The 21,218-nt window shown below is 63.8% G+C and carries 20 protein-coding genes; 14 read left to right on the forward strand and 6 right to left on the reverse strand.

Features of this window, described 5'->3' with window-relative positions:
• The first annotated feature begins 19 nt into the window (after positions 1-19).
• The 9 genes from E4M07_RS21050 (at position 20) to E4M07_RS21090 (ending at position 8,805) form a co-directional block, all read left to right on the forward strand.
• Positions 20-631, forward strand: a complete 612-nt coding sequence (locus E4M07_RS21050) for a histidine phosphatase family protein (RefSeq protein WP_136660378.1) — start codon at positions 20-22, stop codon at positions 629-631.
• 171 nt (positions 632-802) lie between these two features.
• Positions 803-1,897 (forward strand): chorismate synthase, encoded by a 1,095-nt coding sequence (gene aroC / locus E4M07_RS21055; RefSeq protein WP_136660379.1) that lies wholly within the window; start codon positions 803-805, stop codon positions 1,895-1,897.
• A 21-nt stretch (positions 1,898-1,918) separates the two neighbouring features.
• The gene (gene ribB, locus E4M07_RS21060; protein WP_136660380.1) at positions 1,919-3,025 is read left to right on the forward strand and encodes a 3,4-dihydroxy-2-butanone-4-phosphate synthase; all 1,107 of its coding nucleotides are present in this window, start codon (positions 1,919-1,921) and stop codon (positions 3,023-3,025) included.
• Positions 3,026-3,082: 57 nt separating this feature from the next.
• Positions 3,083-4,009, forward strand: a complete 927-nt coding sequence (locus E4M07_RS21065; protein WP_136660381.1) for a histone deacetylase family protein — start codon at positions 3,083-3,085, stop codon at positions 4,007-4,009.
• Between the two features lie 2 nt (positions 4,010-4,011).
• The gene (locus E4M07_RS21070) at positions 4,012-4,272 is read left to right on the forward strand and encodes an exodeoxyribonuclease VII small subunit (RefSeq protein ID WP_136660382.1); all 261 of its coding nucleotides are present in this window, start codon (positions 4,012-4,014) and stop codon (positions 4,270-4,272) included.
• A 161-nt stretch (positions 4,273-4,433) separates the two neighbouring features.
• Positions 4,434-6,356, forward strand: a complete 1,923-nt coding sequence (gene dxs, locus E4M07_RS21075; RefSeq protein ID WP_136660383.1) for a 1-deoxy-D-xylulose-5-phosphate synthase — start codon at positions 4,434-4,436, stop codon at positions 6,354-6,356.
• 106 nt (positions 6,357-6,462) lie between these two features.
• A complete protein-coding gene (locus E4M07_RS21080; RefSeq protein ID WP_136660384.1) occupies positions 6,463-6,753 on the forward strand; it encodes a hypothetical protein in 291 nt (96 codons plus the stop codon).
• A 49-nt stretch (positions 6,754-6,802) separates the two neighbouring features.
• Positions 6,803-7,567, forward strand: coding sequence for a TlyA family RNA methyltransferase (locus E4M07_RS21085; protein ID WP_136660385.1), 765 nt, complete (start codon positions 6,803-6,805; stop codon positions 7,565-7,567).
• Positions 7,564-8,805, forward strand: a complete 1,242-nt coding sequence (locus tag E4M07_RS21090; protein WP_136660386.1) for a class I SAM-dependent RNA methyltransferase — start codon at positions 7,564-7,566, stop codon at positions 8,803-8,805. Before E4M07_RS21085 ends, E4M07_RS21090 begins: the two co-directional genes overlap by 4 nt.
• On the opposite strand, the gene E4M07_RS21095 is transcribed toward E4M07_RS21090, so the two are convergent.
• Together E4M07_RS21095 and E4M07_RS21100 are read right to left on the reverse strand one after the other, a co-directional pair.
• A complete protein-coding gene (locus E4M07_RS21095; protein ID WP_136660387.1) occupies positions 8,802-9,575 on the reverse strand; it encodes a crotonase/enoyl-CoA hydratase family protein in 774 nt (257 codons plus the stop codon). The genes E4M07_RS21090 and E4M07_RS21095 overlap by 4 nt on opposite strands.
• Before the next feature lie 17 nt (positions 9,576-9,592).
• Positions 9,593-11,383, reverse strand: a complete 1,791-nt coding sequence (locus E4M07_RS21100) for an acyl-CoA dehydrogenase (RefSeq protein WP_136660388.1) — start codon at positions 11,381-11,383, stop codon at positions 9,593-9,595.
• A gap of 225 nt (positions 11,384-11,608) precedes the next feature.
• Between E4M07_RS21100 and E4M07_RS21105 the strand changes: the two genes are divergently transcribed.
• The 3 genes from E4M07_RS21105 (at position 11,609) to E4M07_RS29895 (ending at position 14,374) form a co-directional block, all read left to right on the forward strand.
• Positions 11,609-12,580: an L-threonylcarbamoyladenylate synthase gene (locus tag E4M07_RS21105; protein ID WP_136660389.1), complete on the forward strand. Its 972-nt coding sequence runs from the start codon at positions 11,609-11,611 to the stop codon at positions 12,578-12,580.
• A gap of 257 nt (positions 12,581-12,837) precedes the next feature.
• Positions 12,838-14,253 (forward strand): alanine/glycine:cation symporter family protein, encoded by a 1,416-nt coding sequence (locus E4M07_RS21110; RefSeq protein ID WP_206057337.1) that lies wholly within the window; start codon positions 12,838-12,840, stop codon positions 14,251-14,253.
• The gene (locus tag E4M07_RS29895; RefSeq protein WP_281404994.1) at positions 14,240-14,374 is read left to right on the forward strand and encodes a hypothetical protein; all 135 of its coding nucleotides are present in this window, start codon (positions 14,240-14,242) and stop codon (positions 14,372-14,374) included. Before E4M07_RS21110 ends, E4M07_RS29895 begins: the two co-directional genes overlap by 14 nt.
• Before the next feature lie 22 nt (positions 14,375-14,396).
• Here E4M07_RS29895 and E4M07_RS21115 read toward each other — a convergent pair whose 3' ends face one another.
• Positions 14,397-15,227: a phosphotransferase gene (locus E4M07_RS21115; protein ID WP_169054328.1), complete on the reverse strand. Its 831-nt coding sequence runs from the start codon at positions 15,225-15,227 to the stop codon at positions 14,397-14,399.
• A 786-nt stretch (positions 15,228-16,013) separates the two neighbouring features.
• On the opposite strand from E4M07_RS21115, the gene E4M07_RS21120 reads away from it, so the two are divergent.
• Positions 16,014-17,438 carry an FAD-binding oxidoreductase gene (locus E4M07_RS21120; RefSeq protein WP_136660392.1) on the forward strand — a complete coding sequence of 475 codons (1,425 nt, stop codon included), beginning with the start codon at positions 16,014-16,016 and terminating at the stop codon, positions 17,436-17,438.
• Positions 17,439-17,646: 208 nt separating this feature from the next.
• Positions 17,647-18,213: a DUF6101 family protein gene (locus E4M07_RS21125; RefSeq protein ID WP_136660393.1), complete on the forward strand. Its 567-nt coding sequence runs from the start codon at positions 17,647-17,649 to the stop codon at positions 18,211-18,213.
• Positions 18,214-18,315: 102 nt separating this feature from the next.
• On the opposite strand, the gene E4M07_RS21130 is transcribed toward E4M07_RS21125, so the two are convergent.
• The 3 genes from E4M07_RS21130 to E4M07_RS21140 all read right to left on the reverse strand — a co-directional run bounded on the left by E4M07_RS21130 (position 18,316) and on the right by E4M07_RS21140 (position 21,168).
• Positions 18,316-19,842, reverse strand: coding sequence for a permease (locus E4M07_RS21130; protein WP_136660394.1), 1,527 nt, complete (start codon positions 19,840-19,842; stop codon positions 18,316-18,318).
• Entirely contained in the window at positions 19,842-20,618 is a 777-nt protein-coding gene (locus tag E4M07_RS21135; RefSeq protein ID WP_136660395.1) for an ABC transporter ATP-binding protein, read from the reverse strand. Before E4M07_RS21135 ends, E4M07_RS21130 begins: the two co-directional genes overlap by 1 nt.
• A gap of 148 nt (positions 20,619-20,766) precedes the next feature.
• Positions 20,767-21,168, reverse strand: a complete 402-nt coding sequence (locus E4M07_RS21140) for a DUF3775 domain-containing protein (RefSeq protein ID WP_246660538.1) — start codon at positions 21,166-21,168, stop codon at positions 20,767-20,769.
• Positions 21,169-21,218: the final 50 nt, after the last annotated feature.

Raw genomic sequence — 21,218 nt, forward strand, 5'->3', positions numbered from 1 at the left:
ACGGCGGAGGCAATTCATCATGGACGACACCCTACCGCCGGTCTACGTCGTGCGGCACGGCGTGACGGACTGGAACATTGAGGGACGGTTCCAGGGCGCGCGCAATGTGCCGCTAAACGCGACCGGGCAACGGCAGGCCGCTGATAACGGACGCCTCCTCAAATCGCTGATCGGCGAACAGGCGGAAAACTACGATTTCGTTTCAAGCCCCTTGAGCCGGACGCGCGAGACCATGGAATTGCTGCGTGGCGCCATGGATCTCGAGCCGAACGGATACCGCACCGACCGGCGCCTGATCGAAGTGTGTTTCGGGGACTGGGAGGGGCAGACCTATGATGAACTCGCCGAGACCGTGCCGGATCACATCGAGGAGCGGCTGCGCGACAAGTGGAATTTCCAGCCCCGCGGCGAGAATGCGGAGAGCTACGAGATCCTGAGCTGGCGGGTCGCGGCCTGGCTCAACGACGTCACGGCGCCGACCGTGTGCGTTACCCATGGCGGCGTCATTCGCACGCTGTTTCACATCGTTGCCGGTACGCCCGGCTCCGAAGCCGCCGATCTGCCCGTCCCGCACGACCGGGTCCTCAAAATCGACGACGGCACCCTGAACTGGATGGAAATATCGGCCTGAGAATCGCTTCCGGACCGGTGTTTTGCCGCAAATTCAACCGGCTAGCATGAATTCCGGTCAATTCGATTCATTTGACCCACCGGGAAAAACTGCCTAGACGATGCTTGGAAATTCGCGGACGATGTCCGGGGGACGGTTTTCGCGCCGTCGCATCAAATCCAGGCAGGATGCATGTCACACAATACGTTCGGTCACCTGTTCCGAGTCACCACATGGGGAGAGAGTCACGGCCCTGCCCTCGGCTGTGTCGTCGACGGCTGTCCCCCCGGGATCGAATTCACGGTGGCCGAGCTGCAGCACTGGCTCGACAAGCGCAAGCCCGGACAGTCGCGCTTCGTGACCCAGCGGCGCGAGGCGGACGCGGTCAAGGTGCTGTCGGGCTTCATGCCGCGTGAGGACGGCGAAGCCCTTGTGACGACCGGAACACCGATATCGATGATGATCGAGAACACCGACCAGCGGTCGAAGGATTATTCGGAAATCGCTCGGCGCTACCGGCCGGGTCATGCCGACTACACCTATGATGCGAAATACGGCCTGCGCGACTACCGCGGCGGCGGCCGCTCGTCCGCCCGCGAGACCGCTGCCAGGGTCGCGGCCGGCGGCCTGGCGCGAAAGGTCGTGCCCGGAATGACGATCCGCGGCGCGCTGGTCCAGATCGGCACCATCGCGATCGACCGCGACAGATGGGACTGGAACGCCGTCGACGACAACCCGTTTTTCTGCCCCGATCCCGAAACCGTGCCGCGCTGGGAAGCCCATCTGGACGATGTGCGCAAGGCCGGTTCCTCGGTCGGCGCCGTCATCGAGGTGGTTGCCGAGGGCGTACCCGCAGGACTCGGTGCCCCCGTCTATGCCAAGCTCGACCAGGACATTGCGTCGAACCTCATGTCGATCAATGCGGTCAAAGGCGTCGAGATCGGCAACGGCTTCGGCGCGGCGGCGATCACCGGCGAGGAAAACGCCGACGAGATGCGCATGGGCAAGGACGGAAAGCCTGTGTTCCTGTCAAACAACGCCGGAGGCATTGCCGGAGGCATTTCGACCGGACAGGCCATCGTCGCCCGGTTCGCGGTCAAGCCAACCTCCTCGATCCTGACCGAGCGCCGAAGTGTCGACGCCGACGGCAACGAGGTGAATGTGCGGACCAAGGGCCGGCACGATCCCTGTGTCGGCATAAGAGCGGTTCCCATCGGCGAAGCAATGCTTGCCTGTACGCTCGCCGACCATTATTTGCGACACAGGGGCCAGACCGGCCGCGTATAGGATCGGATATCAGGACGCATCATGTCATATGATCAGACACGGGTTGTGGAGGCGCTGCGCGCCTTCGAAGCCGGGGAAATCGTCGTCGTCACGGATGACGACGGCCGCGAGAACGAGGGCGACCTGATCGTTGCCGCCAGTCACTGCACGCCCGAGAAGATGGCCTTTATCGTGCGCCACACATCCGGCATCGTGTGCGCTCCCATGACCCGCAACGACGCCAAGCGGCTGAACCTGACCGCCATGGTGGCCGAGAACGATGCGCCCCATGCGACGGCTTTCACCGTTTCCGTCGACTACAAGCACGGAACGACCACCGGCATATCCGCCGATGACCGCACCCTGACCGTGCGAAACCTGGCCAATCCGAACGCAGGCGCGGCTGATTTTGTGCGGCCCGGCCACATTTTCCCGCTGGTCGCCCGGGAAGGCGGCGTCCTCATGCGTTCCGGCCACACCGAAGCCGCGGTCGATCTGTGCCGGCTTGCCGGACTGCCGCCCGTCGGTGTGATCTGCGAGCTGGTCAACGACGACGGCACGGTGACGCGCGGACCGCAGGTGGCGGCCTTCGCGCAGGAGCACGGACTCAAACAGGTGTCCGTCGCCGATCTCATCGCCTACCGGCAACGCCAGGAAACGCTGATCGAACGGGGCGAAGTCTTCGCCGTCGAGACGCCCTTCGGGGAAGCCACCGCGCACACCTACGCCCTGCCCTGGGACCCGATGCAGCACGTTGCGATCGTTTTCGGCGACATCCGCGACGGCGTCGACATTCCGGTGCGGCTGCATCTGGAATCGGTCGTCGACGATGTCTTCGGCCAGGAGCGTCCGATCAACGACTACATGCACCGCATCGCCACGCACGGACGCGGCGTCATCGTCTATCTGCGCGAGGGATCGGTCGGGGTCGGCAATTTCGGCAACGGCCGCAAGGCGGCGGGCGAACGCGAATATCACGAGGAAGCGCGGGCGCGCGAGAACGAGTGGCTCGAGATCGGCCTCGGCGCCCAGATCCTGAAGGATCTCGGCATCGCCTCGATCGAGCTGTTTGCGTCGCGCAAGCGCCACTATGTCGGCCTGGAAGGGTTCGGCATCGCGATCGCGAAAACGACCGTGATCGAGGGTTGAGAATCCGATTCCGGAAACGGGCCGAACTGGCTGTTTCAAAAAGAAGTCCGGGGTGACATGGCAACACGGTTTTACACGCATCCGATCTATCTGGAACACCTGACGCCGCCGGGGCATCCGGAGCGACCTGACCGGCTGCGGGCGCTTGACGAGACCTTTGCCGAAGCGCGCTTCGACGCGCTCGACCGGCAGCAGCCGGCGGCGGCCGACGAGAACGCGGTTCTTCTGGCGCATCCGGAGGAACATCTCGCCCGCGTCAAGGCGGCGATCCCGGAAGAGGGCCTCGCCCCGATCGACGCCGACACATCGGCCAGCCCGAAGAGCCTCGAGGCGGCGCTGACCGCAGTCGGCGGCGCCATCGCCGCGGTCGACGATGTGTTTTCCGGCGCGGCGGACAATGTCTTCCTGGCGGCGCGTCCGCCCGGGCACCACGCCGAGGCCAACCGCGCCATGGGGTTCTGCCTGTTCAACCAGGCGGCCATCGCCGCCCGTCACGCGCAACGGGCGCATGGGGCGGAGCGTGTCGCGATCGTCGACTGGGATGTGCATCACGGCAATGGCTCGCAGGACATATTCTGGGACGATCCGAGCGTGCTTTACTGTTCGACACACCAAATGCCGCTCTATCCGGGAACGGGTGCCAAGGACGAGACCGGCGCTGGCAACATCGTCAACGCGCCCCTGTCGCCGCAGACAGGCAGCGAACGTTTTCGCGAAGCCTTCAGGACCCGCGTCCTGCCGGCACTCGAGAACATGCGTCCCGACCTCCTCATCGTTTCCGCCGGTTTCGATGCCCACCACCGCGACCCGCTTGCCGAGATAAACCTGACGACGGACGATTTCGACTGGGCAACCGGACGGCTCATGGAAGTGGCCGGACGTTTTTGCGACAATCGCCTCGTAAGCATCCTAGAAGGCGGCTATGATCTCGTCGGTCTGGCCGAATCGGCTGCGTCGCATGTGGAGCGACTGATGAGAGGATAGCCATGAGTGACGGCAAGAATAACAACGACGACATCGCAGCAATGAGTTTCGAGCAGGCGCTCGAACAGCTCGAGAAGATCGTTGCCAGCCTCGAGACCGGTGACGTGCCTCTCAATCAGTCCATCGAGATCTACGAGCGCGGCGAAGCGCTGAAACTGCATTGCGAAAAACTGCTGAAGGCGGCCGAAGACCGTATCGAGAAAATCCGCCTGGACCGCAGCGGAGCGGCGGCAGGCACCGAGCCGCTGGACGCCGACCAGTAACGTTCTGTGCAGAATTGCCGCATTTACTGGTGAAATACCGTGCACCTGGCCGCAGATCGGCCGCCGCAGGTTGCGACGATTGGGCACTTGCTTTACCTCAAAAGGTTAACAAAATACGTGACTGCGCTAGTTAACCGACAAACCACACGAAGGCAGCAAAAGTGAGCGATCGGCCCGATACTCCCCTTCTCGACCGCGTGACCTGGCCCGCGGACCTGAAAGACATCGATGATCGGGACATGCCGCAGCTCGCCGAGGAACTGCGCGCCGAGATGATCGACGCCGTTTCCGTCACCGGCGGCCACCTCGGCGCGGGCCTTGGCGTCGTCGAACTGACCCTGGCCATCCACAAGATTTTCGACACGCCGCACGACCGGCTCATCTTCGATGTCGGGCACCAGTGCTACCCGCACAAGATCCTGACCGGCCGGCGCGACCGCATCCGCACGCTGCGGCAGGAAGACGGCCTGTCCGGATTCACCCGCCGCGCCGAGAGCGAGTACGACCCGTTCGGCGCCGCGCATTCGTCGACCTCCATTTCGGCGGGCCTCGGCATGGCGGTTGCCAGCGCGCTTTCGGAAAAGCCGCGCAACGTGATCGCGGTGATCGGCGACGGCGCCATGTCGGCCGGCATGGCCTACGAGGCGCTGAACAATGCCGGCGCGCTCGACGCCCGGCTGATCGTGATCCTCAACGACAACGACATGTCGATCGCGCCGCCGACCGGTGCGATGAGCGCCTATCTGGCACGACTGGCCTCCGGCCGGACCTATATGGGCATGCGCGAGTTCGGCAAGAAACTGACCGCCTATCTCGGCAAGGCCGTCGACCGGGCCATTACCCGGGCGGTCGAGCACGCCCGCGGCTACGTGACGGGCGGGACGCTGTTCGAAGAGCTGGGCTTCTACCACATCGGACCGATTGACGGGCACAGTTTCGACCACCTGCTGCCGGTGCTGCGCAACGTGCGCGACAATGCGCAGGGCCCGGTCCTCATCCATGTGGTGACGCAGAAGGGCAAGGGCTATCCGCCTGCCGAGGCGGCCGCCGACAAATATCACGGCGTCTCCAAATTCGACGTCATCACCGGCACCCAGGCCAAGGCGCCGCCGAATGCGCCGAGCTACACGCGGGTCTTTGCCGATGCGCTGATCGGGGAAGCGGCGCACGACGACAAGATCGTCGCCGTGACGGCCGCCATGCCGTCGGGCACGGGGCTGGACAAGTTCATGGATGCTTATCCGGAACGCTGCTTCGATGTCGGCATTGCGGAGCAGCACGCCGTCACCTTCGCTGCAGGGATCGCCTCGGAGGGCTACCGGCCGTTCGCTGCGCTCTACTCAACCTTCCTGCAACGCGCCTATGACCAGGTGGTCCACGACGTGGCGATCCAGAAACTGCCGGTGCGCTTCCCGATCGACCGCGCCGGATTCGTCGGCGCCGACGGGCCGACCCACGCGGGTTCATTCGACACGACCTATCTGTCCACCCTGCCCGGCTTTGTCGTGATGGCGGCTGCCAACGAGGCGGAGCTGAAACACATGGTCCGCACGGCGGCGGCCTATGACGAAGGGCCGATTTCTTTCCGCTATCCACGCGGCGAAGGCGCCGGTGTCGATCTGCCGGAGCGCGGTTCCCTCATCGAAATCGGCAAGGGGCGCCTGATCAAGGAAGGCGGCAAGGTGGCCATCCTTTCCTTCGGCACGCGGCTTTCCGATTGCATGCTCGCGGCCGAGGATCTCGACGCGGCGGGACTGCCGGCGACGGTGGCTGACGCCCGTTTCGCCAAACCGCTGGATCACGAGCTGATCCTGCAGCTGGCCCGCCACCACGAAGTGATGATCACCGTCGAGGAAGGCGCCGTCGGCGGCTTCGGCGCGCATGTCATGCAGTTCCTCGCCCATGAGGGCCTTCTGGACAACGGCCTGAAATTCCGGCCGCTTGTCATGCCGGACCATTTCATGCAGCAGGCCAAGCCCGATGTCATGTATGCCCGCGCCGGCCTCGATCGGAAGGGCATTGTCAATGCCGCGTTCCAGGCCCTCGGCAACGAAACGGTCCTGTCTTCCTCGACACAGGCCTGAGCCCGGCGTCCTGCGCGGCTACCGGACGTTAACGATAACCGCGCCATTTCGCCCGCTCGACCGACTAATTTGCTAGATTCCGCCGCACCTACAGGGGATGCGGAAAATGCGGCCAATTGCTCTGCCTGCCACGATCTGTGCGCTGTGCCTTTGCCCGAGCATGGCGGTTTCGGCCCATGCGGGTCCGAAATACGACCGCAAGATCGAAATGGCGGCCATCACCATCGTTGCCGGGAAGCTTGGCATGATCCGCGGCACCCACGAAATCAACGAGCCGCACTCGCTCTACCCGCCGATCGAGGTCCGGAGTGCTTCGGACGGGACATTGCACCCAGCGCCACGCCATGAGGCCGGAACGAACAGCGCCGGCCTCGAAACGCTTTCCGGTCTGCGCTGATACGCTACAAAGGTCTTGCCTCACAGGCCGGCAACGGCCATGAGAGGCAATGACCGATGACAACGCCAAATCCCCGGACAAGCCGCGTCTTGACCAGTTGCTCGTGCAACGGGGCCATTTCGAAACCCGCGCGCGGGCACGCGACGCGGTGACGCGCGGGACCGTCAGCATCGATGGGGTTGTCAGCACAAGGCCCGGGGCGCGGTTCGATCCGCAGGCGGCGATATCCGTTTCCGACAAGGCGCAGAAATACGTTTCCCGCGCGGCGCTCAAACTGATCGCCGGCCTCGATCATTTCGGCTTCGATCCGGCCGACCGGAGTGTCCTCGACATCGGCGCCTCGACAGGCGGTTTTTCCCAGGTTCTGCTGGAGCGCGGCGCGGCGCATGTATCGGCGGTGGATGTCGGTCACGGCCAGTTGCACCCGGCCCTCGAGAGCGATCCGCGCTTGAGCAATCATGAGGGCGTCAATGCCCGCAACCTGGCGGCTGACGACATCGGCGGACGCGACATCGACGCGGTGGTCAGCGATGTCAGCTTCATCTCGCTGCGGCTTGCGCTCCCGCCCGCGCTGTCGCTCGCCGCGCCGGGCAGCTTCTGCGTCCTGCTCGTGAAGCCGCAGTTCGAGGCCGGAAAGGACGCGCTCGGCAAGGGCGGGTTGCTGAAGGATCCATCGCTGGGACCGCGGATCGCAAAGGACCTGTCCGACTGGCTCGGCGCGCAACCCGGCTGGGAAAGCAAGGGAACCTGCCCCTCGCCCATCGAGGGCGGCGGCGGCAACCGGGAGTTCCTGCTCGGAGGATTAAAGAGATGAGCGTGGAAACCGTCACGATCGAGCGGCTGGGCGCACAAGGCGACGGCATCGCGACGGTCGGCGGCGAACCCGTCTATGTCGGGTATACGCTGCCAGGCGAGCGGGTGACGATCAACCGCATCGGTTCGCGGGGCGAAGCGGTGTCAATCGACGCATCAGCGCCCGAGCGCACCAGTCCGCCATGCCGCCATTTCGGCCCGTCCAGCGACAGATGCGGCGGCTGCTTACTTCAGCACCTTGACATAAACTATTACAATAGCTGGAAAAAACAGCTTGTGGCGGATGCCTTGTCCGCCCGCGGCATCGACGCCGATATCGCACCGCTGATCGCCTGCAGGACGGGCAGCCGACGCCGCGCGGTGTTTTCGGCGCGTGCCGTCAAGGGCGGCATCGTGCTCGGTTTCAACCGGGCCGGCACTCACACCATCGCCGACATCAGGGAATGCGCCGTCCTCAGGCCGTCAATTGTCGAGGCGCTTCCCGGCCTTCGCACGCTCGCCGGCGCGATCGCCCGCGGCGGCAAACCGTTCCGCCTGCAGGTGCTGGAAAGCCTGACGGGCCTCGATGTCGCGGTGGACGGCCTTCGCGGCCTGCCGGAGAAACAGCGGCAGGAGGCGATCGGCCGGGCGCTCGAACTCGGCTATGCGCGGCTGTCGCTCGGCACCGAAATCCTGGTGGAAGCGCGCAAGCCGCTGCTCCGATTCGCAGGCATCGACGTCTCGCCCCCGCCGGCCGGGTTCGTCCAGGCAAGCGCGGAAGCGCAGGAGGCGATGATCGAAACCGTCGCAGCACACCTCGACGGCGCGAAACGGATTGCCGATCTGTTCTCCGGTTGCGGTACATTCGCGCTGCCGCTGGCGCGTCACGGTGCCGTGGATGCCGTCGAGAGCGACGGCGCGGCGCTCAAGGCGCTCGATCATGCCGCGCGCCATACGCCCGGCCTGAAACCCGTGACCGTGGAGCGGCGCGACCTCTTCCGGCGGCCCGTCACCGCCGCTGAACTGAAGAAGACCGACGCTATCGTATTCGATCCGCCGCGTGCCGGGGCGCAGGCGCAGGCAAGGGAAATCGCCGCTTCCGGCGTTGCGAAGGCCGCGGCGGTGTCGTGCAATCCCGCAACGCTTGCGCGGGACCTGCGCATTCTCATCGATGGCGGCTTCAAACTGGTCTCGGTCACGCCGATCGACCAGTTCCTGTGGTCGCCGCATGTCGAGGCAATCGCTTTATTGGAACGCTAAGCGCTTTTCTTTCGTGCCATGAAGGCCTCGAAGGCGGCGCGTGCCTCCGGCGAGGAAAGCCGCTCGCCGAACAGTGCCGATTCCTCCTCGATGCGTGCGACCACGGATTCGCGGTCGGTGCGGCGCAGCAGGTCGCGGGCGAGCTGCATGGCCTGCGGCGGCTTGGACGCGATATCGGCGGCCGCCGCGAGGGTGACATCCTCCAGCGCTTCTTCCTCGACGACCTGGTAGATCAGGCCGGCCTCGCGCGCCTCCTCGCCGGAAAAGCCGGTTCCGGCTGCAAGCATCGCGAAGGCGCGCTGATAGCCCATCACGTCCGGGCCAAGCAGGCTGGAGCCCGCTTCCGGCAGGAGCGCGAGGTCGACAAAAGGCGTGCGGAACTGCGAACGCGGCGTGGCGAATGTCAGGTCGCAGTGGAAATGCATGGTCGTGCCGATGCCGATCGCCAGGCCGTCAACGCCCGAAACCATCGGTTTCTTTACGGTCGCCAGCGCCTTGAGGAAGCGGCCGACATGGCCCTCGCCGATCCGGCCGCTGATGGCGTAGGAAAGGAAATCCTGCATGTCATTGCCGGCGGTGAAACATCCCTCGGTGCCGAGGAAGACGTGGACACGGACCGCATCGTCGGCATCGCCCGCCTGCATCGCCTCGACCAGGATGCGGTACATGTCCTGCGTGATGGCGTTCATTTTGTCCGGCCGGTTGAAACGCATGACCTGGACCGCGCCGCCATGCTCCGCAGGCCGCTCGACTATGATGTGTTCGCTCACGATGTTCTCTCCCTCGTTCAGTTCAGGGCGCTGCGCGCCTGGATCAGGCTCTGCGCGCCCTCGGTCACGGCGTTCCTGAGCGCCGATGTCTCCCCGAGCAGGTTCTCGGCGCAGAAACGACAAAGGGCGATGCGTCCGTTCTCCAGCGCGTCACCGGTTTCGACGAGCGCGCCCTTGGCGAGATAGATCGCCCCGGACGTCAGTCCGAACAGGCGTTGATAGGGCGTCGCACCGGCAAGCGCCTCCTCGACGCGCCCGTCCTGCAGCGCCTGGAGCAGCCAGCTCGTTGCCGTTTCCAGGTCGGCCAGCGCCTCTTCCAGCTTGTCCGCCGTCATGCCGAAATCCGGGTTGTTCTTACGGCCCACCTCGGCTGCGATTTCCTTCAGCTCGCCGATATAGCCCTTGACGTGCTCGCCGCCGGACTGGGGCAGCTTGCGGGTCACCAGATCGATGGCCTGAATGCCGTTGGTGCCCTCATAGATGGGCGCGATGCGGGAATCGCGCAGCAGCCTTGCCGCGCCCGTTTCCTCAATAAAGCCCATGCCGCCATGCACCTGGACTCCAATGGATGCGGCATCGACGCCGATGTCGGTCGAAAAGGCCTTGGCAATCGGGGTGAGCAGGTTGGCGCGCTCGCGCCAGAACTTCGCAGCCTCGGTGTCGCCGCGCTCATCGGCGCTGTCGGCCATGTCGATCGCATGGGCGCAGCTGAAGGCGATCGAGCGTGATGCCTGCGCAAGCGATTTCATGGTCAACAGATTGCGCTGGATGTCCGGGTGCTCGACAATCGGGCTCATGCCCTGGCCCTGCCAGCCGGGCGCCCTGCCCTGGGTGCGCTCACTGGCGTATTCAAGCGCCTTCTGATAGGCGGCCTCGGCCATGGCGACACCCTGGATGCCGACATTGAGGCGGGCGTTGTTCATCATGGTGAACATGCAGGCAAGGCCCCTGTTCTCCTCGCCGACCAGCCATCCGATAGCACCGGCTTCGTCGCCGAACTTGCCGTCGCCATAGATCATGGTGCAGGTGGGCGAACCGTGGATGCCGAGCTTGTGCTCGACGCTGTGGCAGATCAGGTCGTTGCGGGCGCCGAGGCTTCCATCGTCGTTGACCAGGAATTTCGGCACCAGGAACAGCGAGATCCCCTTGGTGCCGGGCGGTGCATCCGGCAGGCGCGCCAAGACGAGATGGATGATGTTGTCGGCGAAATCGTGCTCGCCGTAGGTGATGAAGATCTTCTGGCCAAAGATGCGGTAGGAGCCGTCGCCGACGGGTTCGGCGCGCGTCTTCAGAACGCCGAGGTCTGATCCGGCGTGCGGCTCGGTCAGGTTCATCGTCCCTGTCCACTCGCCGGATATGAGCTTTTCCAGGTAAATCCGCTTGAGCCGCTCATCGGCATGCGCCTCGACGGCCTCGACGGCGCCCATCGTCAGGAGCGAGCACAGGCTGAAGGCCATGGAGCTGGAATTCCACATCTCGCTCGTTGCCACCGAAAGCATCGTCGGCAGGCCTTGCCCGCCGTAATCGGGCGTGCCGGTCAGGCTGTTCCAGCCGCCGGCGATCCAGTTCCTGTAAAGATCAGCCCATCCCGGCGGCGTCGTCACCACGCCGTCCTTGACCGGCGTCCCCCTCTCGCCCTCTTCGGCGAGCGGCGCGACCTCTTCGGAGGCAAAGCGCCCGGCCTCTGTCAGGATCGCGTCGACCAGATCGTCCGTCAGGTCGCCCAGATGGCCCGCGTCGAGCGCCGCCTGCAGCCCGGCGACATGTTTCAGGGTAAATGCGATATCCTCCACAGGTGCGCGGTACATGTCGCTCCATCCTCCCTTGGAATTGAATTGCACGCCAAAACAGCAGGCTTCGACGGTCCTGTCCACACGAAATACGGCTTCGCTCGCTATTGGCCTAGGGCGTATGTGATTTTTACGTAAACGTCAATTAAATTCAGCAAGGTTGAACAATCTCCTGCAGACCGCCCCCTGCCCCGTTGAGCGCCGGCCGCAAGACTGCTATCTGCCCTGAAAACGGTTGCAGACATGGCTATTTTGAGTATTGCACAGAACGAGGACCGCGCGCGAAGGCACGCCTGCAGGACGCTGTCGGAAGGCGGCCTGATCGCCCTGCCGACGGAGACCGTCTACGGCCTTGCCGCCGACGCGACCGACGGCCGTGCGGTGGCGCGCATTTTCGAGGTCAAGGGCCGGCCACGGTTCAACCCGCTCATCTGCCACATGAGCGACATTGCCATGGCCCGGCGCTATGTCGAATTCAACGCGATGGCGGAGCGCCTTGCCGAAGCCTTCTGGCCGGGCCCGCTGACGCTCGTGCTGCCGCTGAAGCCGGGCGCCGCCGTTCACCCGCTGACATCGGCCGGCCTCGACACGCTGGCGGTCCGGGTCCCGACCGGCTTCGCACGCAGCCTCATCGCCCGGTTCGACAAGCCGCTCGCCGCGCCCAGCGCGAACACGTCCGGCAGGATCAGTTCGACCACCGCGCAACATGTCGCCGCCGATCTCGGCGACCGGGTATCGCTGATCCTTGACGGCGGCCCGGCGGCCATCGGCCTCGAATCGACCATCGTGAAGCCGACCGACAGGGGCGTCGACCTTTTGCGCCCGGGCGGCCTCGCCGCAGCCGAGATCGAGGCCGTCTGCGGGGTGCGCCTTGCGCGCCCGCAGGAAGCCGCGCCCGCCATCGAGGCGCCGGGCATGCTGCGCTCACACTATGCGCCGGGCGCCGCCTTGCGCATCAACGCGCAGACAGCGGCGGCCGGCGACGCGGTCATCACCTTTGCCGGCGCCGCCCTTTCCGGCGCCGAGAATGCATCGATCGTCCTCGACCTCTCCCCGTCCGGCGACCTCAACGAGGCCGCCGCCAACCTGTTCGACACCATGAAGCGCGCCGACGAAGCTGCCACAAACGAAATCGTCGTCGCGCCGATCCCGAATGAAGGGCTCGGGGAAGCGATCAACGACCGGCTCCAGCGAGCGGCGGCGCCCAGGTCGTAGCCGGCGGCTCAGGGTGTTCAAAGCCAAGATATCCCCGTAACGGCAATGCAGACTGCGGGACGATATCCGGATGCGTTTGATGACGGCGGACCAGTTGGTGAGAACGGTTCTGCCCGGGATGAGGATTCGAGCAAAAAAGTAACACTTTGATTGTAAATTCCCAAAGCGCTCCGTTTTTATGCAAATGGTCTCGGTCAAGGACCAAGGTCAGGTCCATCATCCTCCTGCATTGCATTGCATTGGATTAAATTATTCTTATGAAACAATTATTTGATCTTCTGGAAGCTGCAACATGGGGCTTTGCCACCATCCCCATGTTGGTCATCTTTGGAATTGTGTTCACACTCTTCACGCGGTTTTCGCAGGTGCGTTTTTTCCGCCGCATGTTTGCCGGTCTTAAGAAGGGCACCGAGGCTGAAACCGGAATTTCCAATCGAAAGGCTCTTTTGCTTTCCGTCGGGGGGCGCGTCGGTGCCGGGAATATCGCCGGCGTCTCGGTCGCAATAACGCTCGGAGGGCCCGGCGCCGTCTTCTGGATGTGGGCGCTTGCGATCGTCGGCATGGCGACGATGTTGGTCGAATGCTCGCTCGCGCAACTCTACAAGCAAAAAATGTCCGACGGCACCTTTCGGGGCGGCCCGCTCCAGACGATTATCTTCGGACTCGGCAGCGAATTCCGATGGCTCGCCGCGATCTTTGCCCTTTGCATGATCGCGGCCTATGGCGTTGCTGTATTGGCTTTCCAGAGCAATAGTGCCGCCGCCGCCATTGAGGAAGGTTTGAGCCTCAGTCCCTGGATCGGTGGCTTGATTCTGGCGGGTATTGTCGGGGCCATTATCCTGGGGGGTATTCGAAGAATTGCCGTTGCCTCCGAAGTGATGGTTCCGGTGATGGCAATTGCCTACATTGTCATGGCGCTGTTGGTGATCGTTGCCAACATATCCGCAGTCCCGGCAGTGTTTTTGTTGATTCTGGAAAATGCCTTTGGACTGCGCGAAGCCGTTGGCGGCGGCGTCGGTGCCGCAATCCTCCATGGAATGCAACGCGGACTCTTGTCCAACGAGGCCGGACTGGGGTCGGCTTCGAACGTCGCGGGCGCGGCCTTCGCCAAACACCCGGTGGATCAGGGTATCACCCAGGCCTTCGGAGTATTCATAGACACGATTGTCATCTGTTCCTGCACCGCCTTTATCATCCTGCTGAGCGATGTGTATGTGCCGGGTGCGACAGAGGTCGACGGCATCGCGCTGGCTCAAAGGTCACTCGCCACGGAACTGGGCGGCTGGACGTCGCCCGTGCTTTCTTTCGTGATTACGCTAATCCTGCTCACCACCATAACCTACGCCTATTACATGGCTGAAAACGGCCTGGCCTTCCTGACGGGCAACAGGATCGCGCTTCATGCCTTGCGAATTGTCGCGATTGTCGCGGTGTTTATGGGCGCGCTCACCCCGACGGTGCACAATGTTCTTTTCTTTCTTGACCCTCTTCTCGGCCTGATGGCGGTGATCAACCTTGTTGTCATTTCCATGCTTTTCCCGAAAGCTCTGGTCCTCATCAAGGACTACAAGGCGCAGTTGAGTGCAGGTAAGCAGCAACCTGTCTTCGATGCCGCATCGTTTGCAGACGCCAATGTGGACACTCCTGCCTGGAATGCGGTTGATCGAGGGTAAGGGCCTCAAGCGGCGCTTGGCGGAACCACTCACCGCCGGCGACCTGCACGAGGCCGCCGCCAAACTGTTCGACACCATGAAGCGCGCCGATGCGGCGGCCTCTCTTCACTATCCCGATTGACACCCAACCGGTTTGCGGCACCTCAGATCCCGTAGCGGTCGAAAACCCGCCCGGCCCGGGCGAACTGGCGCGTCACGTCTTCGGGGTGGTGGACGATCGCCGAGGAGGTGCATTTCAGCACGAGGAACGCGATGTAGGCGCGCAGCACCCGCGGCTCGATGCCCGCGGCATCGACGATGTCCCAGACCGGCTGGTCGTGACCGTCGAGATCGAAGGCGAATTGCACCAGGTCGTACCGGTGGTCACCGGCGCAGGCCTCCTCCCAGTCGATGATGCCGGTCAGCGTGTCGCCATCGATGAGGATGTTGTCGGTGTGCAGGTCGAGGTGAACCAGCCCGCCGTCTGGGCACCAGTCCGGGTCGGCTTCAGCACCGACCGCCTTGATGCGGTCAAGCACGGCTTCGGTGCCCTGATTCCAGCTGCGCAGCGGCTCGTGCATCCCGTCCCGGCCGACCGTCAGCGTGCGGACGACAAACGCGCCCCATGTGGGCTGGCCATCCGGAGGCGGCGGCCCGGCGATGCCGTCCTGCGCGGCGATGCATTCGATCACGGCTTCGATGACCGCTGGAGACGGGTTGTCTTGCGACTGACCGGGCAGAAACCGTTGCGCGGAGAGCGTTCCGCCGTCAAAGGGCGTCACCTGCAGGTAGTCGGGCACAGGAACGCCGCGGGCGCGCAGTTCGTCGAGCGCCGGCAGAAGCGCCGCGTACTGCCCGGCCATCGCAGTGTCCTCAGACCATTTGAGGACCACAGGCGTGCCGTTGGGCGCCGTCGCCGACCAGGCGCCTTGGGACCGCCCGCCAAAGGCACGGCCTAGGTCAAAGCCCAGTTCAAGGAGCCGAGCGCGGTTCACGTTGCCGGTGGATCGGGGTCCGGACGGACCCCTATTGCCTGAAGCGGTAATGTCATGAGCGACAGTATGTCCGCGCCCGGACAGAGTGTAAACGGACGCTGTCGCTCCAGACAGGCCGCCTTTGGGCTGAATTTAGTTGGTGAATGACAGCAACGCGGACTAAGCTGCCGTTGGTGTTCGATAGAAGTCTATTTTGCATGTCAGCGGCTGTGACCCCACTCATCCAATCAAAAATTTCGTTTGTCACAGGGTTTTAAATATGTTGCCCGCATGAAGCTTATTGGAAGTCTGACCGAAGACCGACTTAGAGAAGAGCTGCAAAGGTCACGGCGCACCTTTGTCGAACATATGAGATGTTGTGAAATCCTTCTTGCAATCGGACTGACAGAGTCGAGCAAAGATCAAATCGTTGTTTTAGAACAAATCCCAGACACTGATTGTGAGTACTTCAGGCTGCTCCTGCCAAACATAGACATTGTTCGGCTTGACGTTCCAAATATGGCGTCGGAACCGATTGTAGTTGAAGAGACACTTAACCTGGATCAATACCGGGTCGGGCTAAGCCAATTTGGGCAGGTTCGACTCACTGTTGCGCTTCAACTCGCCAGCTCGACAGACGAAATCTCGACTTAGAAAGAACATCTGCCACAGGTTTTGCCGAGTCCGTAACGGGCTCAAAGCTGCCATTAGCGGTGCCGGCTCTATGAACCCCGAACCTGGCGCAATTTCCACCTGACGGCTCACGCCCCAATAGACCAGCGCAGGCGTCGTGGCTATTAATGGCGCATGACGAAAGACATGCTCGACCGCTTTGCCGCCATCGTCGGCGAAAGGAACGCCCTTCGAAACGCCGATCAAATCGCGCCCTTCCTCGTGGAGCCGCGCGGCATCTATCACGACAACACACCGATGGTGCTTCGGCCGGGATCCGTCGACGAGGTTTCGCAGATCCTGAGACTGGCGACTGAAACGGGAACGGCCATCGTGCCGCAGGCGGGCAACACGGGCCATGTGGGCGGCCAGGTTCCGCTGGAAGGGACGCGGGACCAGCTCATCTTGTCGGTTTCGCGCCTCAACGGGATCCGCGCGGTCGATGCCACGGGCAACACCATGACGGTGGAGGCCGGCTGCATCCTCGAGGACATCCACAGGGCAGCCGGCGAGATCGAGCGCATGTTTCCCCTGTCGCTCGGCTCGCAGGGCAGTTGCGAGATCGGCGGCAATCTGTCGACCAATGCCGGCGGCACGGCGGTACTGGCCTACGGCAACACCAGGCAACTCTGCCTCGGCCTCGAGGTCGTCTTGCCGACCGGCGAGGTGTGGAGCGGCCTTCGCAGCCTGAAGAAGGACAATACCGGCTACGACCTGCGCGACCTTTTCATCGGCGCGGAGGGAACGCTCGGCGTCATCACGGCGGCGGTGCTGAAGCTTTTCCCCGTCCCGTCCGGACACCAGGTGGCGATCGCCGGTCTGGAGAGCCCCGAGGCGGCGCTGGCCGTGCTGAAGCTCGCGGAAAGGCGCTGCGGCGGCGCCCTCACCGGCTTCGAGCTGATGCCGCGCATCGGCGTGGAATTCACCGTGGCGCACATTCCGGGCAACCGGGATCCGCTCTCCGGGAAACATCCGTGGTACGTGCTGATCGACATCTCCTCCGGCCAATCGCAGGAAGCGGCCGACGCGATGATGCAGGCGGTGCTCGAAGACGCGCTGACGGAGACGCTGATCGGCGACGCGGTCATTGCCCAGTCGGAAACGCAACGCGCGGAATTCTGGCGCCTGCGGGAAACGATGTCGGAATCGCAGAAACACGAGGGCGCTTCGATCAAGCACGACGTCTCGGTGCCGGTCGCCGAGATTGCGCGTTTCATGTCCCGCGCCGACCGGGCCGTGCTTGACGCCATGCCGGACGCGCGCATCTTCGCCTTCGGCCACATGGGCGACGGCAACATCCACTACAACATCTCGCAGCCCGCGGGCGCCGACCCCGACGCCTATCTTGCCCGGCGCTTCGAGATCAATGAACGGATCTACGACATCGCCCTTGAATTCGGCGGATCGATCTCGGCCGAGCACGGCATCGGGCAGATGAAGCGCGACCGGCTCGCGGCAATCCGCCAGCCGATCGAGATCGATCTCATGCGGCGCATCAAGACGGCGTTCGATCCGGCCGGCATCATGAACCCGGGCAAGGTGGTCGCCCGCCCCGACTGATCCGCAAACGCTGCGATATCGGCGCTCGACCTGCCCCGTTAAAAAACGATTATCGCCTGTGTGAATTCGCTAACCATTTGCGAAAGCAGCATTTTCTTAACCGTAGATTTTAAGTCCGCTCGAAGGGAATTCGCGTAAGTTGCTGATTGCAAGAGGACAAAAGTCCCGCACCGGATTGATCCGGCTCTCAGAAGAGACAGAGGCAAATATGACGAATTCATTGCGCAAACCGGCCTGGGCCGGGGACGAATTGCGACTGGACCCGGGGCGATTTCCCCAGCAGGTCACCTATGCGTCGCGGCAGGACACGGACTGCATCACCTTCACGCTCGACAAGCGCGGTGCGGTCCTGCGCCGGACGCTGCCGCAGAGCGGTCTGCCGCTTTCCATCGCCTTGCCGGCGCGCGCCTTCAAGGGCATCGCCGCACGGGCCATGGATCATGGCGACGACACCGTCACCGTGACCCTGGAACTGCATCACCAGGACAGCGATCTTTGCGTGCCGCTGCTGGTCGCGCATGACCTCGACGACATCGCCGCGGACTGGCATTCGTGGTGCGAAATCTATAAATTGCCCATGCTGATGATCGACGCGGACGGGACAGCCAGGCCATTGGACGATCAACTCGGACCGATCAAGACGAAGGCTTCGAAGCCGCGCAGGCGCCACTCGTTCCTGACCGCGCGCCGCCCGCGCTTCCTGGTGCGTCGAAGCACCGGCACGCTGGGCGTCCGCATGGCCATCAAGGGCGAGGAAATCATCGCCCGCAAGTAAACCGGCCGGACACACTGTTTCAAGCGTTAGCCGCGATTGCACAGTCCGTGCGATCGCGGCTTCCGTTTGAGCGGAAGCTTCTGAAAGAACCAGATATGCGCGCTACGCTTCGCGCGGCCTGATCATCCAGACGAATACGAGCACCAGGATCGCCATCGCGGCCGGGATCGCGGCCAGCCAGTTGCCGAGCGCCAGGAACGCGGCGGTTCCCGCCCAGCATATGGACGAGAACGCCTCCGCAAGGGTGGCGATCTTCGAAGAGGCGTGGCGGTGGCGGAAGTGGCTTCGCCTCGCCTGGGCACGGAACCAGACCTGCATGGCGGTGGCGGCCGATGCGGACAGGACCATGCAGCCGGCGGTGATTGCCGCGGCACGCAGATCGACAAGCCCCAGGAACGCGACGATCGGAGAGACGGCAAGACCGACTGCGATCAGCACCGCCTCGATCTTCGCCTGCAAGGCAATATGCGGCGACATCGGCGCGGACTGCACCAGATCAGGCGCGTCCTCGCCGCAAAGGGTCAGCCAGGCGAGCCCGCCGGCAAGCTGTCCGGACGCCATCACCACGACGGGCACGACGACGATGACGGCGCCGATGTCGGTGCCGTAGTTGCGCCACAGCAGGAAGGCCGGCACCAGAAGATAGAGCATCTGCATGAGCGTCTGGGACAAAAGCCAGGGATCGCGCGCCAGCAGCACCAGTTCCTTGCGCCGCAGCGTCCGGCGGACGGTTCCCGCCCGGAACCGCGCCGGCCGCGCCGAATTGGCCGCGCTCTGCTCGCTCACGCCGACGGTTGAAAGGGCAAGGGTCGCGAACCGCGACGAGAAGGCGGCAATCGACAGTGCAAGAATGCCGAAACCGGCGATGCAGAAGGCCAGGACCGCGGAGATATCGCCAAGCAGTGCGCGTGCCGGAATCCAGAGAGGCGAAGCCACCGGCGGCAGGCTGCCGGTCAGTTCCGGGGACGTCAATACGCTCAGGCGCGAAACATTGCCGAAATAGACAATGGCGACGAGCTGCATGGCGATGGCGAAGCCGGCGCCGATGACGGCAGCAATAATCTGGGCAATGACCCGGGTGCGCCGCGGCCCGACCGTGGCGAACAGGGCGACCGCGACGACAATGGCGATCGCCGTCGCAATTGCAGACATCGACAGCAGCGCGAAATAGCTGAGCAGCCAGACCGGACCCTCCAGAAACGCCATGACGTTGAAGAACGGCGCGGCGAGCGCCGCCGACATGACGACGCTCATCAGCGCGACCGCGCAGAACCGCACGATGAATATGCGGGCCGAGGGCGCCGGCGACGTCAGGATGAGGTCAAGATCGGCGCGCGCGTAAAAGGCCCGGGTCACCATCTCCAGCGATTGCGACACCATCAGGCTCAGCGAGACGAGCGCACAGCCGGAGACGAATATGAAGACGGCACGCGGATCGGTCGCGGCAAGATCGACGGTATCGGTGACCGTGAACCAGGCGACGACGTGCATTCCGATGATGAAACCGGCAATGGCAAGCCCGACGAATATCCTGCGGTGCGGCTTTCCGCGCAGCACGAGCGCGGTCCAGTCGCGCCAGAAGAGGCCGATCTCGTGGCGCGCGAACCAGGCGAACGAGGCGCTGGACATCAGGCCGCCGCCTCGTCGGCGCCGGAACCGCTCTCGGCGACCAGGTCGAGGAAGATATCCTCGAGGTTGGAGCCGTCGCGGCCCGATCTGGCGCGCAGTTCCTCCAGCGTGCCCTCGGCAATCAGCCTGCCGCGGTCGATCACGCCGATGCGGCGAGCCATCCGCTCGGCCACCTCGAGAATATGGGTTGTCATGATGACGGTGACGCCGCCGGCGACGCGTTCCTGCAGCACGCTCTTGACCTGGCGGGCGGACCCGGCGTCGAGACCGGTCAGCGGCTCGTCCAGGATGATCAGCCGCGGCTCATGGACTAGCGCGCCCGCCAGCGCAACCTTCTGGCGCATGCCCTTGGAGAAACCTCCGCAACGCTCGTGGGCATGCGGTGCAAGGCCGAGCAGTTCCAGCAGTTCGCCGCTGCGCGCCTCCGCCGCACGGTTGTCGACGCTCCACAATCCGGCAACGAATTCCAGATATTCGAGCGGCGACAGCTTGTCGTAGATCATCGGCTCGTCGGAGACCCAGGCAACGACACGCTTGGCCTCGACGGGATGGAACAGGGCGTCGATACCATAGATGGAAATGGAACCGGAATCGGGCGGCAGCAGGCCGGCGACCATGCGCAATGTGGTTGTCTTGCCGGCTCCGTTGGGGCCGAGCAGCGCGTAGAACTCCCCGGCTTCGACCTCAAGGTCGAGCCCGCACACGGCCGGCTTGTCGAAACTCTTGAACAGGCCGGCAATGGACAGCGCCGGCGCGTCTTCCTGTCGGACAGTCATGCGATACCCCGAACCACGTCGAACCGGCGATGCGGGATTGCTCCGCCGATCGGTGATCCAGAATTAGCGCATGGCCGTTGAAACGAGGTAAACGGCGCGCCGCAAATCCGAGGCAAATGGCGGCGGCGCCCGGCCCGCCGCAAGCGCGCTAAAGCCGGTTGTACTCGAACTCCTCGCACGAGTGCCCCATCTGCGCCAGCCCTTCTTCGAGATGGTCGGCCAGCATCGGCATGCCGAGCAGATACTGCGCCGTGCGCTCATTGTGGGCGTCCGTGGCCTGCGAGCGCAGGTCGTCCCAGTCGCTGCGGTCGTAATCTTCCCGCCCGAGCCAGGCGAGGGTCACAAGGTCGATCTGCTCGTCGACCGAAAGCGACGAAATGAAGGATGTCAGCTCCTCCTCGACGGCATCGTCGCGGTGGCTTTCAAGCACCGAATACATCGCATCGTCCGATGCGTTCGACCCGGGATCAGGGTCGGTGACCGCGTCCTTGACGTCGAATTCGCGCGCCTTGATGATCGTGAAGCAGACCTTTTCCGTAGAAATTTCCATCACTGCCCAATCCTCCATGCGAAGGTCAATCCTGCGCTCCGCACGCTTGC

It is taken from the genome of Nitratireductor sp. XY-223, from assembly GCF_004959855.1.
In the GTDB taxonomy this organism is placed as follows: Bacteria; Pseudomonadota; Alphaproteobacteria; order Rhizobiales; family Rhizobiaceae; genus Hoeflea_A.

Excerpts from the sequence above, each read along its gene's own strand:
- E4M07_RS21140 (WP_246660538.1), bottom strand. The coding sequence starts at position 21,168 with ATGGAAATTTCTACGGAAAAGGTCTGCTTCACGATCATCAAGGCGCGC.
- E4M07_RS21125 (WP_136660393.1), top strand. The coding sequence starts at position 17,647 with ATGACGAATTCATTGCGCAAACCGGCCTGGGCCGGGGACGAATTGCGA.
- E4M07_RS21080 (WP_136660384.1), top strand. The coding sequence starts at position 6,463 with ATGCGGCCAATTGCTCTGCCTGCCACGATCTGTGCGCTGTGCCTTTGC.
- E4M07_RS21130 (WP_136660394.1), bottom strand. The coding sequence starts at position 19,842 with ATGTCCAGCGCCTCGTTCGCCTGGTTCGCGCGCCACGAGATCGGCCTC.
- E4M07_RS21050 (WP_136660378.1), top strand. The coding sequence starts at position 20 with ATGGACGACACCCTACCGCCGGTCTACGTCGTGCGGCACGGCGTGACG.
- E4M07_RS21090 (WP_136660386.1), top strand. The coding sequence starts at position 7,564 with ATGAGCGTGGAAACCGTCACGATCGAGCGGCTGGGCGCACAAGGCGAC.
- E4M07_RS21070 (WP_136660382.1), top strand. The coding sequence starts at position 4,012 with ATGAGTGACGGCAAGAATAACAACGACGACATCGCAGCAATGAGTTTC.
- ribB (WP_136660380.1), top strand. The coding sequence starts at position 1,919 with ATGTCATATGATCAGACACGGGTTGTGGAGGCGCTGCGCGCCTTCGAA.
- E4M07_RS21100 (WP_136660388.1), bottom strand. The coding sequence starts at position 11,383 with ATGTACCGCGCACCTGTGGAGGATATCGCATTTACCCTGAAACATGTC.
- E4M07_RS21065 (WP_136660381.1), top strand. The coding sequence starts at position 3,083 with ATGGCAACACGGTTTTACACGCATCCGATCTATCTGGAACACCTGACG.
- E4M07_RS21085 (WP_136660385.1), top strand. The coding sequence starts at position 6,803 with ATGACCGATGACAACGCCAAATCCCCGGACAAGCCGCGTCTTGACCAG.
- aroC (WP_136660379.1), top strand. The coding sequence starts at position 803 with ATGTCACACAATACGTTCGGTCACCTGTTCCGAGTCACCACATGGGGA.
- E4M07_RS21135 (WP_136660395.1), bottom strand. The coding sequence starts at position 20,618 with ATGACTGTCCGACAGGAAGACGCGCCGGCGCTGTCCATTGCCGGCCTG.
- E4M07_RS21105 (WP_136660389.1), top strand. The coding sequence starts at position 11,609 with ATGGCTATTTTGAGTATTGCACAGAACGAGGACCGCGCGCGAAGGCAC.
- E4M07_RS21110 (WP_206057337.1), top strand. The coding sequence starts at position 12,838 with ATGAAACAATTATTTGATCTTCTGGAAGCTGCAACATGGGGCTTTGCC.
- E4M07_RS21120 (WP_136660392.1), top strand. The coding sequence starts at position 16,014 with ATGACGAAAGACATGCTCGACCGCTTTGCCGCCATCGTCGGCGAAAGG.